Origin of the sequence: Aliiruegeria sabulilitoris (assembly GCF_001558155.1) — a bacterium.
In the GTDB taxonomy this organism is placed as follows: Bacteria; Pseudomonadota; Alphaproteobacteria; order Rhodobacterales; family Rhodobacteraceae; genus Tropicimonas; species Tropicimonas sabulilitoris.
Genome location: NZ_LOAS01000009.1, coordinates 199,357 through 215,630 on the forward strand (window position 1 = coordinate 199,357; position 16,274 = coordinate 215,630).

Here is a 16,274-nt window from a genome sequence, read left to right on the forward strand (position 1 = left end):
GTCGCTCCGGTCAGCCTTTCAGCCAGCCTTCGAGCTTGCTTGTATCCGGCAACCCGCCGGCATGGACCAGCTTGCCGTCCACGCTGATGCCCGGGGTGGACATGACCCCCGCCATGGCGATCTCGCGCGGATCCGTCACCTTTTCCACCTCGACTTCGAGCCCGAGCGCGCTGGCGGCGTTCCGAACCATATCGGCGGTGGTTTCGCAGCGTTTGCAGCCGGGGCCGTAGACCTTGATCGATTTCATTTTTTCACCTCAGAACAGGATGTTGAACAGGAAGCCCACCATCAGGATGCCGGTTCCGACAACGCCGATGAAGACCGCGATCAAGCGCAGCGTCAGCACCTGGCGCAGGATGATCATTTCAGGGAGCGAGAGCGCGATGACGCTCATCATGAAGGCCAGCACCGTGCCGAGGGCCGCGCCCTTGCCGAGCAGTGCCTCGACGATGGGGATGATGCCGGCCGCGTTGGTGTACATCGGGATGCCCATGACGACGGCAGCCGGGACGGACCACCACGCATCCGCGCCCATGATGCGGACCATCAGGTCTTCGGGCACATAACCGTGGATCAGCGCACCGAGCGCGATACCGAGGATGATCCAGACCCAGACCTTGGCGAAAATCTCACGCACGGCTTCGATGCCGAGCCGGTAGCGATCCACGAGAGTGAGCGGTTCGTCGTCCAGCCCGTCCTGCGGTGCGGCGCCGGCATGGATTTCCTGCACCCAGTCTTGCAGCCAGCCTTCCAGTTTCAGTTTTCCGATGATGAATCCGGCGACGATGGCAATGCCGAGGCCGAAAACCAGGTAGGTGACCGCCACCTGCCAGCCAACGAGCCCGATGAGCAGGATCAGCGCCACCTCGTTGACCATCGGCGCGGCGATCAGGAAAGAGAAGGTCACCCCGAGCGGCACGCCCGCGGAGACGAAGCCGATGAAGAGCGGCACGGCAGAGCAGGAGCAGAAGGGGGTCAGCACGCCCAGGCCCGCCGCCATCGCGTTGCCCAGTCCTTCGCGTTTGCCCGACAGGGCTGCGCGGGTCTTTTCCGGGCTGAAGAAACTGCGCACCACGCCCATGGCAAAGACGATCAGCGTCAGCAGCATCATCACCTTGGGCACGTCATAGAAGAAGAAGGCCAGCGCCTCGCCGGTATGGCTGTAACGGTCCACCGGCAGCAGTGCGACGAGCCATTCCGACAGCGGGATCAACTGCTTGTAGAGCGCGTACCAAGCGACGACCAGCACCGCGACGGCGAGGTGCCAGGCGATGGGCGGCCAGTCCCCGTGGGGCAGGGCAGGTTGGGTTTCGGAGCTCATGCGGCATTCCTTTCCGAGGCGGACTCGGCTGCGAGCACGGCGTCGATCACGGCGGTCAGTTCCGGGGCGAGATCCGGGTTGCGGCGGTAGCGCACCCATTGCGCATCGCGCCTGTCGATGATGATTCCGGCCAGTTTGAGCGTTTTCATGTGGCGCGACATCCGGCTCTGGGTCGCGTCCAGTTTTGTCATGAGTTCACAGACGCAATGCTCACCGCCGTCCCAGACGATGCGCAGGGCGGCGAGGCGAACAGGGTCGGCTATGGCGGAGAGAAATGCCTGCATGCGAGTCTCCTTGCTGGCATATGCTTCACGGCGCATATGCGCCTACCTGCATCTTGAGGCAAGGCCCAGCTTGTCGCAGGCCGCTCTCGGAACAGGCATATTCTCGATGTTTACTTTTTGTTCTTAGTTTTCGATTGGAGAATCCGCCGCCATCGCCTATCTGAAGAGCATCCGGTCACGGGGTGAGAGATGCCAGAGCAGAAGTTCATAGAGGTGCGCGGCGCGCGCGAGCACAACCTGAAGAATATCGACGTGGACATTCCACGCGACGAACTGGTTGTGATCACGGGGCTTTCCGGCTCCGGCAAATCCTCTCTGGCTTTCGATACCGTCTATGCCGAGGGCCAGCGGCGCTACGTGGAATCGCTTTCCGCCTATGCGCGGCAATTCCTCGACATGATGGAAAAGCCGGATGTGGACCATATTTCCGGCCTCAGCCCCGCCATTTCCATCGAGCAGAAGACGACGTCCAAGAACCCGCGCTCGACCGTCGGCACGGTCACCGAGATCTACGACTATCTCCGCCTGCTCTTTGCCCGCGTTGGCACACCCTATTCGCCCGCCACCGGCCTGCCCATCGAGGCGCAGCAGGTGCAGGACATGGTCGACCGCGTCATGGAGATGGAGGAGGGCACGCGTGCCTTCCTGCTTGCGCCCATCGTGCGCGACCGCAAGGGCGAGTACCGCAAGGAATTTCTGGAGCTGCGCAAGCAGGGCTTCCAGCGGGTCAAGGTGGACGGCGCCTTCTACGATCTCGACGAACCTCCGAAGCTCGACAAGAAATTCCGCCACGATATCGACGTGGTGGTGGACCGGATCGTGGTCCGCGAGGGGATGGAGACGCGGCTGGCCGACAGCTTCCGCACTGCGCTGGATCTCGCCGATGGCATCGCCATTCTGGAGACCGCGCCGCGCGAAGACGAGGGCGAGGCCGAGCGGATCACATTCTCCGAGAATTTTGCCTGTCCGGTGAGCGGTTTCACCATTCCCGAGATCGAGCCGCGGCTCTTCTCTTTCAACGCGCCGTTCGGGGCCTGTCCGGAATGCGACGGGCTCGGCGTAGAGCTGTTCTTTGACGAGCGGTTGGTGGTGCCGGATGCAACGCTGAAGATCGCCGACGGGGCGCTCGCGCCCTGGCGCAAGGGCAAGTCACCCTATTTCCTGCAAACCATCGAGGCCATCGCCCGACATTACGAATTCGACAAGAACGCGCGCTGGAAAGACGTGCCGGAGAAGGTGCAGCAGGTGTTCCTCTACGGCTCCGGCGAAGAGGAGATCGATTTCCGCTATGACGAGGGCGGCCGTGTCTACCAGGTGAGCCGCAGCTTCGAGGGCGTGATCCCGAACATGGAGCGCCGCTATCGCGAGACGGATTCCAACTGGATCCGGGAGGAGTTCGAGCGGTACCAGAACAACCGCTCCTGCGGCGGCTGTGGCGGCTTCCGGCTGCGCGCGGAGGCGCTCGCGGTAAAGATCGCGGGCCTGCATGTGGGCGAAGTGGTCCAGATGTCGATCAAGGAGGCGTTCGACTGGTGCGAGACCGTGCCCACGAGCCTCACCGCACAGAAGAACGAGATCGCACGGGCCATTCTGAAGGAGATCCGCGAGCGACTGGGTTTCCTGAACAATGTCGGCCTCGAATACCTCACGCTGTCGCGCAATGCCGGCACGCTCAGCGGGGGCGAGAGCCAGCGGATCCGGCTCGCCAGCCAGATCGGCTCCGGCCTGACGGGTGTGCTCTACGTGCTCGACGAGCCGTCCATCGGCTTGCACCAGCGCGACAATGACCGGCTGCTCGGCACGCTCAAGAACCTGCGTGATCAGGGCAACACGGTGATCGTCGTGGAGCATGACGAAGAAGCGATCCGCGAGGCGGATTACGTCTTCGATATCGGCCCCGGCGCCGGCGTGCATGGCGGCGAAGTTGTGGCTTGCGGCACGCCGGAGGAAATCGCTGCGCATGAGGGCTCGATTACCGGTGCCTACCTTTCGGGCAAGCGCGAGATCCCGGTGAGCCAGAAACGGCGCGAGGGCAATGGCAAGGCCGTGACCGTGGTCAAGGCAACCGGCAACAACCTCAAGAAGGTGACCGCCGAGTTCCCGCTGGCCAAGTTCGTCTGCGTGACCGGCGTGTCTGGCGGCGGAAAGTCCACGCTGACCATCGAGACGCTGTTCAAGACCGCATCCATGCGGCTCAACGGCGCGCGGCAGACGCCGGCTCCCTGCGAGACGATCAAGGGGCTGGAGTATCTCGATAAGGTGATCGATATCGACCAGCGCCCCATCGGGCGCACGCCGCGTTCGAACCCGGCCACCTATACCGGCGCCTTCACCCCGATCCGCGACTGGTTCGCCGGCCTGCCGGAGGCCAAGGCACGCGGCTACAAGCCGGGTCGCTTCAGCTTCAACGTCAAGGGCGGGCGCTGCGAGGCCTGCCAGGGTGACGGTGTCATCAAGATCGAGATGCATTTCCTTCCGGACGTCTATGTCACCTGCGAAACCTGCGGCGGCGCGCGCTACAACCGCGAGACGCTGGAGATCAAGTTCAAGGGCAAGTCCATCGCCGATGTGCTCGACATGACGGTCGAGGATGCACAGGAGTTCTTCAAGGCGGTGCCGTCCATCCGCGAGAAGATGGACGCGTTGGTGCGCGTCGGCTTGGGCTATATCAAGGTCGGCCAGCAGGCGACGACGCTCTCGGGCGGCGAGGCGCAGCGGGTGAAGCTTTCCAAGGAACTGGCCAAGCGCTCGACGGGACGCACGCTCTATATCCTCGACGAGCCGACGACGGGGCTGCATTTCGAGGATGTCCGCAAACTCCTGGAAGTGCTGCACGAATTGGTGGAGCAGGGGAATACGGTGGTGGTGATCGAGCACAATCTCGACGTCATCAAGACCGCCGACTGGATCATCGATATTGGCCCCGAGGGCGGCGACGGCGGCGGGCGCGTTGTCGCGACCGGAACGCCGGAAGAAATCGCGAAAAAGACCAAGAGCCATACCGGACGCTACCTCAAGCCGATGCTGGCAGCCGCGCGCAAGGTGGCGGCGGAGTAACGACCCGGCGCTCCCTGATGGCTTTCCCGGAAAACGCATGCCGGGGAGGCTCCCGCCCGTCGTCGACGCGTCACAGATGCGCTCCTCCCGTTGGGGGTGGCCGCCCACCTTCGGTGTGCGGTGGTTGCGCCCAGCCTGGAGGTCTGGTTCGGTTGGACCTGTAGCTGTCCGGGCCCGTGAAGGAGAGGTGTCATGTCAACGAGTACAGAGAGTCGAAACGGCGCCTGCCATTGCGGCGCGGTACGGTTTCGCGTGCGGCTGAGCGATGGGTTGGCGACGGCGCGCCGTTGCTCCTGCTCCTATTGCCGGATGCGCGGCGCGGTGGCGGTGTCCGCACCTCTGGACGGGATTGAAATCCTGTCGGGCGCAGAGAACCTGACCCTCTACCAATTCAATACCGGAACGGCGAAACACTATTTCTGCAAGACCTGCGGGATCTACACCCACCACCAGCGGCGCTCCAACCCGGAACAGTACGGGGTCAATGCGGCCTGTCTGGAGGGCGTCAGCCCCTTTGATTTCTCCGAAATCGTCGTCAATGACGGGGTGAACCATCCTGCCGACCGTGCGTCCAGCGGTGAGACGCCGGTATCAGGTATATTGCAATTCATCTCCGACTGACGGCCGCGTAGCGGCCAGCGCCGCGCAAGCGGCGCCATCGCCGCTCGGGCTCTGCCCGGCGGCAAGCCACCTTCGTGCCTGTGCCGCACTGGCGTTCCAGAATTCCGCCTTCATTCGTGATTGACCTGCAGGGCGAACCGTGACTACTATTTGAACGCTTGTTCAATAACGGGGAGGGGAGGCCCTGTGGCATGTTCAATGCGACGTTACAGTTCGATATCGGCGAAGAGGCGTCCGCACTGCGCGAGATGGTTCATCGCTGGGCGCAGGAGCGGGTAAAGCCGCTTGCGGCTGACATCGATTCCGGCAACCTGTTTCCCCCGGATCTCTGGCGAGAGATGGGAGAACTGGGCCTGCTTGGAATCACGGTGCCCGAGGAATATGGCGGGGCGGACATGTCCTATCTCGCCCATACGATCGCGGTAGAGGAGATCGCGCGGGCTTCGGCCTCGGTCTCGCTGTCCTATGGCGCGCATTCCAATCTTTGCGTGAACCAGATCAAGCTCAACGGCACGGAGGCGCAGAAGCGCAAATACCTGCCCGGGCTGATCTCGGGCGAACATGTCGGCGCGCTGGCCATGTCGGAGGCGGGGGCGGGCTCGGATGTGGTCTCGATGAAGCTGCGCGCCGAGAAGCGCAACGACCGTTATGTCCTCAACGGTACCAAGTACTGGATCACCAACGGGCCGGATGCGGATACACTGGTCGTCTATGCCAAGACCGACCCGGCGGCCGGTGCGAAGGGCATAACGGCCTTCCTCATCGAGAAGAGCATGACCGGGTTCTCGACCAGCAAGCATTTCGACAAGCTCGGAATGCGCGGCTCCAACACCGCCGAGTTGATCTTCGAGGACGTCGAGGTGCCCTTCGAGAATGTTCTGGGCGAGGAGGGAAAGGGTGTGCGCGTCCTCATGTCCGGCCTCGATTACGAGCGGGTCGTGCTTGCGGGGATCGGCACGGGCATCATCGCGGCCTGCCTCGACGAGATCATGCCCTACATGCGCGACCGGCAGCAATTCGGCCAGCCGATCGGGAATTTCCAGCTGATGCAGGCCAAGATCGCCGACATGTACACGGCGCTGAACACGGCGCGCGCCTATGTCTACGAGGTCGCCAAGGCCTGTGACCGTGGTACGGTGACCCGCGCCGATGCCGCCGCCTGTGTTCTCTACTCCTCGGAAGTCGCCATGACACAGGCGCACCAGGCCGTGCAGGCCATGGGAGGGGCGGGGTTCATGAACGATTCTCCTGTCAGCCGGCTCTTCCGGGATGCAAAACTGATGGAGATCGGTGCCGGTACCTCGGAGATTCGCAGGATGCTCATCGGTCGGGAGATGATGCAATCAATGAGGTAAACCGTGGCAGAGACCGGCCCATTCTGGGAGGGCACACCTGGCCTTCTTCACACCGACTATCCAGAAATCACGCATTTTCTGGAGCATCTGGCAGCATGGATCGACATCTTGGCGATTTTGATCATGCTGGTCGGGGTTGGGCGTTTCCTGTTGGGGTTCCTGAGGGCCGAGACCAAGCTGGACAAACCGGTCCGGGCCCGGATCGTGAATTCGGAAAGGATCGAACTGGCGCGGTACATACTGGCAGGGCTGACCGTCTTCATTGTCTCGGACATCATGCACACGGCGCTGAGCCTCGATCTGGGGGACCTGCTGTTTCTGGGGCTTCTCGTGGCGATCCGTTCGGCGATCAGCCACTTCCTGAGCAAGGAAGTGCTGCAAATCAAGGAGAACCCGGAGCTATGAGACAGAACGCCTTTATCGTGACGACACTGGCAGCGTTCGTGGCCGGCCCGGCGGTGGCACAGGAGGAGTTGCATTTCACCCCGGTGCCAACCGAATCCTGCTTGCTTGGAGCAGAGACTTTGCCGGCTATGGAGGCCTGTGTAGGCACCGCCGCGACGGCCTGCATGGAATCGCATGAGTTCGGTTACACGACGGTCGGCATGGGCTATTGCCTGGATCAGGAGCTTGCCTTCTGGGATGCGCGGCTGAACGCCGTCTATCGGCAGGTCATGGTGCGGGACAAAGCGGTGGATGCCGAAATGGCCGAGATCGGTTCGTCCGCGCCCTCGCTCTCCGAGGCGCTGCGGGAGATGCAGCGGGCCTGGATCCCGTTCCGGGACGCGTCTTGCGATTATGATCGTGCGCAATGGGGCGGGGGTACCGGTGGCGGGCCGGCCACGCTCAGTTGCCTGATGTATGCAACCGCGCGGCAGGCGCTCATTCTGGAGATTCGGTTGACCCATGGGTACCAGTGATTTTCTATGCGGCGCGCTGCTTTCGGTGATGCTGGTTGGGCCGGCGGCAGCCGCGGACGGGGTAAGCCCCGAGGCTTTGGAGAGCATGGATGCATGTCTCGTCGAGAGCGCCACCGGGCGGGACGTCGCCAATACGACGATCATCTGTTTCAACGAGGCGCGCGGGGCCTGTCACGGTGCGGTGCTGGCCTGCGAGGAGGAGATGACGGCGGCGGTGGCGAAGCGCGCCGATGGGTTGATGGAACGAATGCCGTCGGAGCTTGAGGGGGTGCCGGAATTCGCCAAGGATCGGTATCTGGAAATCCTGGACGATATCGAGGCGGGCGCGGTGGATCTTTGCGCCGATGTGCCGGAGGCGGGGCAGATTTCCTGCGCCTATCGCGCCGAGGCGCTGCGTTTTGCCAAGCTGCGCTCGCTGGCTTCCCAGATCGATCCGAGGTTCCTGATCCCGTGATGGCGATATGGACGACATATGTCACCGTTGCCGGTTGTGGCGTCGGGCTCTCGCTCGGTGGGAATCCGCTATGCTTCGGGGGCTTGCGCGGGATCGAAGATCCACGCGCGGTGGCCGCTGCGCGCGGCGCAGCGGCGCGGGCTGCGCCCGCGGGACGGTGGGCATGATCACGACGCCGACATATCTGCCGCTCATGCAGGGGCAGGGATGGGATATCCCCGAGCGGCTCAACATGGCCAGCGAGGTCTGCGACCGTTGGGCCGCGACGGAGCCCGATCGGATGGCGCTGATCGAGCCGTTGCGTGAGGGGGTGCGGGAGACGAGCTATCGCCGGTTGCGCGACATGGCGAACGCACTTGCGCACAGGCTTTCGGCCATGGGCGTGGGACGGGGCGACCGTGTTGGCGTGTTCCTGAGCCAGTCGCCCTGGACGGCGGCCGCCCATATCGCAATCTGGAAACTGGGGGCGATCTCCATTCCGCTTTTCACGCTGTTTGGCCCCGAGGCCATGGCGGTACGGCTGGAGGACGCGGAGGCCAGCGTGGTCGTGACCGACGGTGTCGGCGCGGAGAAGCTCGTGAATTGGAGCCAGGCGGGAGATCTGCGCCTTAGGCGGGAGCAGATCTTGCCGGCCGAGCGGGTCCCGGTTGATGGCATCGTCTTCCCGACGGTTGATACGGCGGCCGAGGATCCGGCGGTCCTGATCTACACCTCGGGCACGACGGGCAATCCGAAAGGGGCGCTGCACGCCCACAGGGTGTTGCGCGGACATCTGCCCGGTGTCGAAATTTCTCATAATCTCATGCCCTTGCCTGGCGATGTTCTGTGGACTCCGGCAGACTGGGCCTGGATCGGCGGGCTGTTTGACGTCTTGATGCCGGGGCTTTGGCACGGGGTTCCGGTGGTTTCGGCGCGGATGGAGAAGTTCACGGCAGATGAGTGTGTGAGGATTATTCGGCAAACATCTGTAAAAAATGTATTTTTCCCACCTTCGGCGCTGCGGACGCTTCGGGCGGCGGATGTGGAGATCCTGGGTTTGCGCTCTGTGGCCAGCGGCGGAGAGCCGCTTGGGGCCGAGATTCTGGAGTGGGGGAAGGCGGCTTTTGGCCTGAATATCAACGAGTTCTACGGCCAAACAGAATGCAACATGGTCGTCAGCGCCTGCGAGGCGCTGTTCGAGCCGCGTCCGGGGGCGATGGGCAAGGCTGTGCCCGGGCACGAGCTCGAGGTAATCGGGCCGGACGGCATGCCCTGCGACGGTGAAGGCGATATTTCCGTCAAGCGAGGTTCGGCTTCCATGATGCTGGAATACTGGAGAAATCCGACAGCGACCCGGGGCAAGTTTCGCGGTGAGTGGATGCTGACCGGGGATCGCGGCTGGCGCGAGGGCGAGTTCCTGCGCTTCCAGGGGCGTGACGATGACGTGATCACCTCCTCGGGTTACCGGATCGGACCGGGAGAGGTGGAGGACTGCCTGCTGACCCACCCGGCTGTCGCCAGCGCCGGGGTGGTCGGCACGCCCGATCCGGAGCGAACGGAGGCGGTCACTGCCTTCGTGCTGCTGCGCGACGGGATTGAACCAACGGACGAAATGCGGGCCGGTTTGCAGCAGCATGTGCGCCAGCGATTGGCCGCGCATGAGTATCCGCGGATCGTGCATTTCGTGGAGAGCCTGCCGATGACGATCAGCGGCAAGATCATTCGCCGCGAGCTGCGTCAAATGGCATTGATCAAATGGCATTGAAGGGAGACGTGACATGACACCGGTTCCCGACCGGCGGCCACACCTGGCCTCCGACATCCTGCGCGCGGCGCTGGAGCGGCAACGGGCCTATGAAGAGCGCAAACCCACGCGGATGGGCAAGGGAGCCGAGCGGCTGACAGCTCCGCTGGGCGCGCTGGTGGGCCGCTTCGTGCCGCCCAGCCTCGTGCGACAGGGCCTCTCCATGGCTGACAAGGCGGCGGGCTATACCATTCCGTCGGAGTTCACCCGCCATTCGGTCGAGGACCTCGAAGCCTGCGAGCGGGCGGCGCGGCGGGTGCAGGGTTGGGCCGTGGGGGCCAATGCGGCCTCTGGCGGCGCGGCGGGGTTCTTTGGCGCGATCGGCATGACCGCCGACATACCCGCAACCATCGCGCTGGCAGCGCGCAACGTCCGGGCGACGGGCGCGGCCTTCGGTTTCGGCAATGACAGCGAGGAAGAGCAGACCTATCGCCTGCTGATCCTGCAGGTGGCCACCGCGGGCGCCGAAAAAGGGCGCGAGGAGACGCTTGCGCATCTGGCGGACATGGCGGCGTGGCTCGCCAGCCCCGAGGGGCGGATCGTGCTGGAAAAGGGTGGCGAATGGGTTACGGACAAGGTGATCGAGCGCATCGCGCGGCAATTGGGCTTCAGCCTCGCCGGGCGCGGTGCGGGCCGCGTGGTGCCGATTGTCGGCGGCGCGGTGGCGGCGACGGTAAATGCCAGTTTCCAAACCGATGTAAGCCGCGCGGCGCGGTTTGCCTACCGGATGCGCTGGCTGATGCATCGGCGGATGCTGGAAGGGCCGGCGGAGGAAAACGAAGCGGGAGGCTGAATCTCGGAACGTTTTCGTATCCGGTGTGAGCGGGCCGGAAAAAGGGGAGGATGCCTGCGGGGTGCGCGAACAGCCGGCGGGCGAAAGGTAGCGAGACATCGGGGCTCGTCGAGGAGAGACGCATGAAGTTGACAAGTCATGTCGTGACAGGCTCGGAGGATTTCCGGGCCAACAGGCAGGCGCATCTTGCCGCGCTGGAGGTCGTGCAAGAAGCCGCCGCGCAAGCGGCGGCCGGCGGCGGCGAGCGGGCTCGCGCCCGGCATCTGGAGCGGGGCAAGATGCTGCCGCGCGAGCGGGTGGCGAACCTGCTCGATCCGGGAACGCCGTTCCTCGAGATCGGGGCGACGGCGGCGCATGGGATGTATGGCGGCGCTGCACCGGCGGCCGGGGCCGTGGCCGGGATCGGCCGGGTCATGGGGCGTGACGTCATGATCCTGTGCAACGACGCCACGGTGAAGGGCGGCACCTATTACCCGATGACGGTGAAGAAGCATCTGCGGGCGCAAGAGATCGCCGCCGAATGCCATCTTCCTTGCGTTTATCTCGTGGATTCGGGTGGCGCGAACCTGCCGCAGCAGGACGAGGTGTTCCCGGACCGGGATCATTTCGGGCGGATCTTCTACAACCAGGCGCGGATGAGCGCGGCGGGGATCGCGCAGATCGCCGTGGTGATGGGGTCGTGCACGGCTGGCGGGGCCTATGTTCCGGCGATGTCGGATGTGACCATCATCGTGAAGGAGCAGGGCACGATCTTCCTTGCCGGCCCGCCTCTGGTGAAGGCGGCGACGGGCGAGGTGGTCTCGGCGGAGGAACTGGGCGGCGGCGATGTGCATACGCGGCTGTCGGGCGTGGCCGATTACCTGGCCGAGGATGACGCCCATGCGCTGGCGCTGGCGCGGCGCGCGGTGGGCTCGCTGGGGCCGGTGCCGGATGTGTCGGCCAATTGGGCCAGCCCGGAGGATCCGGCTTATGACCCGGAGGAAATCTTCGGTGTCGTACCGGCCTCGCTCTCCACGCCCTACGACATCCGGGAGGTGATCGCGCGGATCGTGGACGGCTCGCGTTTCGACGAGTTCAAGGCGCGGTTCGGCGAGACGCTGGTGACGGGTTTCGCCCATGTCCATGGCTGCCCGGTGGGCATCGTGGCCAATAACGGGGTACTTTTCTCCGAGGCGGCACAGAAGGGCGCGCATTTTGTCGAGCTGTGTTCGCAGCGGCGTATTCCGCTGGTCTTCCTGCAGAATATCACCGGCTTCATGGTGGGAAAGAAATACGAAAACGAGGGGATCGCGCGGCATGGCGCCAAGATGGTGACCGCCGTGGCGACGACCGCCGTGCCCAAGATCACCATGCTGGTGGGCGGCTCCTTCGGCGCGGGCAATTACGGCATGGCCGGGCGCGCCTACCAGCCGCGATTCCTGTGGACCTGGCCCAACAGCCGGATCTCGGTGATGGGCGGGGCGCAGGCGGCGGGGGTTCTGGCGCAGGTGAAGCGAGTCGGAATCGAGAAGGCGGGCGGAAGCTGGTCGGCCGAGGAAGAGGCCGCTTTCCGGCGACCGACCGAGGAGATGTTCGAGGAGCAGGCCCACCCGCTCTATGCAAGCGCGCGGCTCTGGGATGATGGCATCATCGATCCGCGCAAGAGCCGGGATGTGCTGGGTTTGAGCCTCAGGGCGGCGCTGAATGCACCGGTCGAGGAGACGCGGTTCGGGGTGTTCCGCATGTGAATGGCGTTTCGGGCTGGTGGAGAGGCGCGCCCCAAAGAGCGCTCCCACCCGCCCACCCCGCGTTCTTTGGGGCGCGCGGAACAGGAGGGAGGAAGGCGCATGATCCGCAAATTGCTGATCGCGAACAGGGGCGAGATTGCCTGTCGGATCATCTCGACCGCAAGGTCGATGGGGGTATCGACGGTTGCTGTTTATTCGGATGCCGATGCTGGGGCGGCGCATGTGGCGCTGGCCGATGAAGCTGTGCATTTGGGCGGGTCCGCGCCCGCGCAGAGTTACCTGAATGCGGAGGCGCTGCTGGCGGCTGCGCGGCGGACGGGGGCGGAAGCGGTGCATCCCGGCTATGGGTTCCTTTCCGAGAACCCCGACTTCGTCGAGGCCGTCGCGGCGGCAGGGCTGGTCTTTGTCGGCCCGCCCGCATCGGCGATCCGGCAGATGGGGCTGAAGGATGCCGCAAAGCGGTTGATGGAGGCGGCGGGCGTGCCCGTGGTGCCGGGCTATCACGGCGCGGAGCAATCGCCCGAGCGGCTGGCCGAGGAGGCGGATCGGATCGGCTACCCGGTGTTGATCAAGGCTGTCGCGGGCGGCGGCGGCAAGGGGATGCGCCGGGTCGATGCCCCGGAAGATTTCGCGTCCGCGCTTGCCTCTGCGCGGGCAGAGGCGCGCACGGCCTTTGGCAATGCGGATGTGCTGGTGGAGCGCTACGTCCGCCAGCCGCGGCATATCGAGTTGCAGATCTTCGGCGACACGCATGGCAACGTGGTGCACCTGTTCGAGCGCGATTGCTCGCTGCAGCGCCGCCACCAGAAGGTGATCGAGGAGGCCCCTGCGCCGGGTATGACCGAGGAGATGCGCGCGGCAATGGGCCAGGCGGCGGTGCGCGCGGCGCAGGCCATCGGCTATGTCGGGGCGGGCACGGTGGAGTTCATCGTCGAGGGCGGCGAGGTGCTGCGCCCGGACGGTTTCTGGTTCATGGAAATGAACACGCGATTGCAGGTGGAACATCCGGTGACCGAGGCGGTGACCGGGCTGGATCTCGTGGAATGGCAGTTGCGTGTCGCCTCGGGGGAGAAGCTGCCGCTGGCGCAGGAGGAGATCCGTTGCGAAGGCCATGCCTTCGAGGCGCGGCTCTATGCCGAGGACGTGCCGGCGGGTTTCCTGCCGGCGACCGGGCGGCTGGCGCATCTGCGCTTCAGCGATCTGTCCCGCAACGATAGCGGCGTGCGCGAGGGCGACGAGATCAGCCCCTGGTACGATCCGATGATTGCGAAGGTCATCACCCATGGCCCGAGCCGCGGGGTGGCGCTGGCCCGGCTGTCCCGTGCGCTGGAGCAGACGGAAGTGGGCGGCACGGTCACCAATATCGCCTTTCTGGAGGCGCTGTCGCGTCATGAAGGCTTTGCGGCGGGCCGGGTCGATACAGGGTTGATCGACCGGGACCTCGACAGCCTCGTCCGTCAGGAAGCGCCGCCGGCGGCAGTGCTGGCTTGTGCCGCGCTTGCGGCTAGCGGGATGGACGCGCCGCCGGCCGATTTCACGGGCTTTTCCCTCTGGGCACCGCTTCAACGCACGGTCGTTCTGGAGCGGGACGGGAAGCAATGGCGGATCGGTGTGGCGATCCGGGGGGCGGACCGCGTCGAAATCGAGATCGAGGAAGAGGTTTTGCAATGCCGGCGTGGCGCGCGGGGCTGGCTGATCGGCGAAGCGCGGGCGCCGGGGCCGGCGCGCCTGCTCGATGGTGCGGTTGTGGTCTTTGCCGGCCAACCCTGGGAATTCGCCCTGCCGGACCCGCTGGCGCGGGAGAGTGCGGAGGCCATGGGCGGTAATATCGTGGAGGCGCCGATGCCGGGGCTGGTCCGCGAGGTGCTGGTCCAGCCCGGGCAGATGGTCGAACGGGGCGACCGGTTGGTCATTCTCGAAGCGATGAAGATGGAACATGCGCTGAGTGCTGTGCGCGCGGGGCGCGTGGAGGCGGTGCTGGTGGAGGCGGGGGCGCAGGTTGCTGCCCATGACGCGCTTGTCCTGCTGGACCCGGAAGAGGCGGGGGGGGCGGAATGACGGACCGTGTCGAGATATTCGAGGTCGGCCCGCGCGACGGATTGCAGAACGAGCCCCGGCCCATTCCGACAACGGAAAAGGTCGCGTTGGTCGACTGCCTGAGTGCTGCGGGCTTTGCCCGGATCGAAGTGGCCAGCTTCGTGTCGCCGAAATGGGTGCCGCAAATGGCGGATTCGGCCGAAGTGCTGGCGCGGATCGCGCGGGCCGACGGCGTGTCCTACACCGCGCTGGTCCCCAACCTGCAAGGGTTGGAACGCGCGATCGAGGCGCGCGCCGACGAGGTGGCGGTCTTCGTGAGCGCCTCGGAAGGGTTCAGCCGGGCCAATCTCAACTGCTCGGTGGCGGAGAGTTTCGCGCGGATCACAGCGGTCGTGGCTGGGGCGCAAGCGGCCGGGCTCAAGGTGCGCGGCTACGTGTCCTGCGTCACCGATTGTCCCTTTGACGGCCCGACACCGCCGGGGCAGGTGGCGCGGGTGGCGGCACGGCTGGCGGATTTGGGTTGTTACGAGGTCTCGCTGGGCGACACGATTGGACAGGCCCGGTCCGAGACGCTGCGGCCGATGCTGGAGGCGGTAACGGGCGATCTGCCGACGGGGCAACTCGCCGGGCATTACCACGATACCGGCGGCCGGGCGCTCGACAATATCGCCCTGTCGCTGGATTTCGGCATCCGTGTTTTCGACGCGGCCGTCGGGGGCTTGGGCGGCTGCCCCTACGCGCCCGGGGCCGAGGGCAACGTGGCGACCGAGGCGGTGATCGCGCGGCTTGCCGAACTGGGGGTCGAGACGGGGCTGGATGCGGAGATTGTCGCGCAGGCCGCCGGGATGGCGCGCGCCATGCGCGGCCGCAGGGAGTGAGACAGGTGGAATACGATACGATCCGAGTGGAAACCGACCCGCGCGGCGTGGCCACGCTATCGCTGGCGCGGCCCGAGAAACACAACGCGATGTCGGCGCGGATGCTGGTGGAGATGACCGAAGCGATCGTTCTGCTGGGGCGCGACCCGGCGGTTCGCGTGGTCGTATTGACTGGCACAGGGGCGAGCTTTTGTGCGGGCGGCGATCTGGACTGGATGCGCCAGCAGATGGACGCGGATGGCCCGACGCGCGCACGGGAGGCGATGAAGTTGGCGAACATGCTGCAGGCGCTGAACACCTGCCCGAAACCGGTGATCGGGCGGGTGCAGGGCAACGCCTTTGGCGGTGGTGTCGGGCTGATCTCGGTCTGCGACGTGGCGATTTCAGTGGACACGGCGAGGTTCGGCCTCACCGAAACGCGGCTCGGGCTTATCCCGGCGACCATCGGCCCCTATGTGGCCGCACGCATGGGCGAGGCCAAGGCGCGGCGGGTCTTCATGTCGGCCCGGATATTCGAGGCGCAGGAGGCAGCGGCACTCGACCTTCTGGCCCGCGCCGTTCCCGAGGCCGATCTGGACGCCGCCGTGGAGGCCGAAGTGAAACCCTATCTCGCCGCGGCACCGGGCGCTGTGGCCGAGGCCAAGGCGCTGCTGCGGCGGCTGGGTCCGGTGATCGACGAGGCGGCGATTGCCGACACGGTCGAAGCGCTGGTCCGCCGTTGGGAGAGCGCGGAAGCCGGGGAGGGAATCGCCGCCTTCTTCGAGAAACGCAAGGCGCGGTGGATCGAGGGCACGCGGAACTGAGCGGGGGCAGTCGGGTCCCTGCCGTGACGGTTCGGCGTTTGGGCTCACGGGCTGGGTCAGTGCATTGGGCCGGATGTATCTCGGGGGAGATGGATTGTGTTCAATGAGCCGATTCTTCCGATCCCCCTTGCCCGGGGGGGCCGATTCAGTGGCGAGACTGCGCGGGAAGCGCGCGGTTGCAGCGGTCTGTTCGAAAACTTGCAACGGCAAGCGGGCAAGCTGCGGCGCGTCACGCCGTGTA

The 16,274-nt window shown here is 65.3% G+C and carries 15 protein-coding genes; 12 read left to right on the forward strand and 3 right to left on the reverse strand.

The annotated features are described in order from the left end of the window. Positions 1–10 precede the first annotated feature (10 nt). Genes AX756_RS09720 through AX756_RS09730 form a run of 3 tightly spaced genes read right to left on the reverse strand, consistent with a single transcriptional unit; the run spans position 11 to position 1,605 of the window. Positions 11–247, reverse strand: a complete 237-nt coding sequence (locus AX756_RS09720; protein ID WP_068310486.1) for a thioredoxin family protein — start codon at positions 245–247, stop codon at positions 11–13. Positions 248–256: 9 nt separating this feature from the next. Continuing rightward, positions 257–1,321 carry a permease gene (locus tag AX756_RS09725; protein ID WP_068310488.1) on the reverse strand — a complete coding sequence of 355 codons (1,065 nt, stop codon included), beginning with the start codon at positions 1,319–1,321 and terminating at the stop codon, positions 257–259. Then, positions 1,318–1,605 (reverse strand): ArsR/SmtB family transcription factor, encoded by a 288-nt coding sequence (locus AX756_RS09730; protein ID WP_068310490.1) that lies wholly within the window; start codon positions 1,603–1,605, stop codon positions 1,318–1,320. The genes AX756_RS09725 and AX756_RS09730 overlap by 4 nt, the downstream gene beginning before the upstream one ends. Positions 1,606–1,794: 189 nt before the next feature. Here AX756_RS09730 and uvrA point away from each other — a divergent pair, with 189 nt between their 5' ends. From uvrA to AX756_RS09790, 12 genes are all read left to right on the forward strand, one after another. Next, positions 1,795–4,662, forward strand: a complete 2,868-nt coding sequence (gene uvrA, locus AX756_RS09735; protein WP_068310492.1) for an excinuclease ABC subunit UvrA — start codon at positions 1,795–1,797, stop codon at positions 4,660–4,662. A gap of 192 nt (positions 4,663–4,854) precedes the next feature. Next, on the forward strand, positions 4,855–5,283 hold the full coding sequence (locus AX756_RS09740; protein WP_068310494.1) for a GFA family protein: 429 nt from the start codon (positions 4,855–4,857) through the stop codon (positions 5,281–5,283). Positions 5,284–5,474: 191 nt separating this feature from the next. Next, positions 5,475–6,638 carry an isovaleryl-CoA dehydrogenase gene (locus AX756_RS09745; protein WP_068310496.1) on the forward strand — a complete coding sequence of 388 codons (1,164 nt, stop codon included), beginning with the start codon at positions 5,475–5,477 and terminating at the stop codon, positions 6,636–6,638. Positions 6,639–6,641: 3 nt separating this feature from the next. Then, positions 6,642–7,043 carry a DUF1622 domain-containing protein gene (locus AX756_RS09750; protein WP_068310498.1) on the forward strand — a complete coding sequence of 134 codons (402 nt, stop codon included), beginning with the start codon at positions 6,642–6,644 and terminating at the stop codon, positions 7,041–7,043. After that, complete coding sequence (locus AX756_RS09755) at positions 7,040–7,558, forward strand: lysozyme inhibitor LprI family protein (RefSeq protein WP_068310500.1); 519 nt, start codon at positions 7,040–7,042, stop codon at positions 7,556–7,558. Before AX756_RS09750 ends, AX756_RS09755 begins: the two co-directional genes overlap by 4 nt. Next, on the forward strand, positions 7,545–8,012 hold the full coding sequence (locus tag AX756_RS09760; protein WP_068310502.1) for a hypothetical protein: 468 nt from the start codon (positions 7,545–7,547) through the stop codon (positions 8,010–8,012). The genes AX756_RS09755 and AX756_RS09760 overlap by 14 nt, the downstream gene beginning before the upstream one ends. A 163-nt stretch (positions 8,013–8,175) precedes the next feature. Continuing rightward, positions 8,176–9,756, forward strand: coding sequence for an AMP-binding protein (locus AX756_RS09765; protein WP_068310504.1), 1,581 nt, complete (start codon positions 8,176–8,178; stop codon positions 9,754–9,756). Between the two features lie 13 nt (positions 9,757–9,769). Further along, a complete protein-coding gene (locus AX756_RS09770; RefSeq protein WP_068310506.1) occupies positions 9,770–10,588 on the forward strand; it encodes an EcsC family protein in 819 nt (272 codons plus the stop codon). Positions 10,589–10,710: 122 nt separating this feature from the next. Beyond that, positions 10,711–12,315, forward strand: coding sequence for a carboxyl transferase domain-containing protein (locus AX756_RS09775; RefSeq protein ID WP_068310508.1), 1,605 nt, complete (start codon positions 10,711–10,713; stop codon positions 12,313–12,315). Between the two features lie 99 nt (positions 12,316–12,414). Then, entirely contained in the window at positions 12,415–14,373 is a 1,959-nt protein-coding gene (locus AX756_RS09780) for an acetyl/propionyl/methylcrotonyl-CoA carboxylase subunit alpha (RefSeq protein WP_068310510.1), read from the forward strand. After that, positions 14,370–15,230, forward strand: coding sequence for a hydroxymethylglutaryl-CoA lyase (locus tag AX756_RS09785; protein WP_068310512.1), 861 nt, complete (start codon positions 14,370–14,372; stop codon positions 15,228–15,230). Before AX756_RS09780 ends, AX756_RS09785 begins: the two co-directional genes overlap by 4 nt. Before the next feature lie 5 nt (positions 15,231–15,235). Continuing rightward, entirely contained in the window at positions 15,236–16,033 is a 798-nt protein-coding gene (locus tag AX756_RS09790; protein ID WP_068310514.1) for a crotonase/enoyl-CoA hydratase family protein, read from the forward strand. The last annotated feature ends 241 nt before the right edge of the window (positions 16,034–16,274 follow it).

Coding starts and splice junctions, on each gene's coding strand:
- AX756_RS09780 (WP_068310510.1), top strand. CDS start 12,415: ATGATCCGCAAATTGCTGATCGCGAACAGGGGCGAGATTGCCTGTCGG.
- AX756_RS09765 (WP_068310504.1), top strand. CDS start 8,176: ATGATCACGACGCCGACATATCTGCCGCTCATGCAGGGGCAGGGATGG.
- AX756_RS09770 (WP_068310506.1), top strand. CDS start 9,770: ATGACACCGGTTCCCGACCGGCGGCCACACCTGGCCTCCGACATCCTG.
- AX756_RS09785 (WP_068310512.1), top strand. CDS start 14,370: ATGACGGACCGTGTCGAGATATTCGAGGTCGGCCCGCGCGACGGATTG.
- AX756_RS09725 (WP_068310488.1), bottom strand. CDS start 1,321: ATGAGCTCCGAAACCCAACCTGCCCTGCCCCACGGGGACTGGCCGCCC.
- uvrA (WP_068310492.1), top strand. CDS start 1,795: ATGCCAGAGCAGAAGTTCATAGAGGTGCGCGGCGCGCGCGAGCACAAC.
- AX756_RS09720 (WP_068310486.1), bottom strand. CDS start 247: ATGAAATCGATCAAGGTCTACGGCCCCGGCTGCAAACGCTGCGAAACC.
- AX756_RS09730 (WP_068310490.1), bottom strand. CDS start 1,605: ATGCAGGCATTTCTCTCCGCCATAGCCGACCCTGTTCGCCTCGCCGCC.
- AX756_RS09760 (WP_068310502.1), top strand. CDS start 7,545: ATGGGTACCAGTGATTTTCTATGCGGCGCGCTGCTTTCGGTGATGCTG.
- AX756_RS09740 (WP_068310494.1), top strand. CDS start 4,855: ATGTCAACGAGTACAGAGAGTCGAAACGGCGCCTGCCATTGCGGCGCG.
- AX756_RS09755 (WP_068310500.1), top strand. CDS start 7,040: ATGAGACAGAACGCCTTTATCGTGACGACACTGGCAGCGTTCGTGGCC.
- AX756_RS09775 (WP_068310508.1), top strand. CDS start 10,711: ATGAAGTTGACAAGTCATGTCGTGACAGGCTCGGAGGATTTCCGGGCC.
- AX756_RS09745 (WP_068310496.1), top strand. CDS start 5,475: ATGTTCAATGCGACGTTACAGTTCGATATCGGCGAAGAGGCGTCCGCA.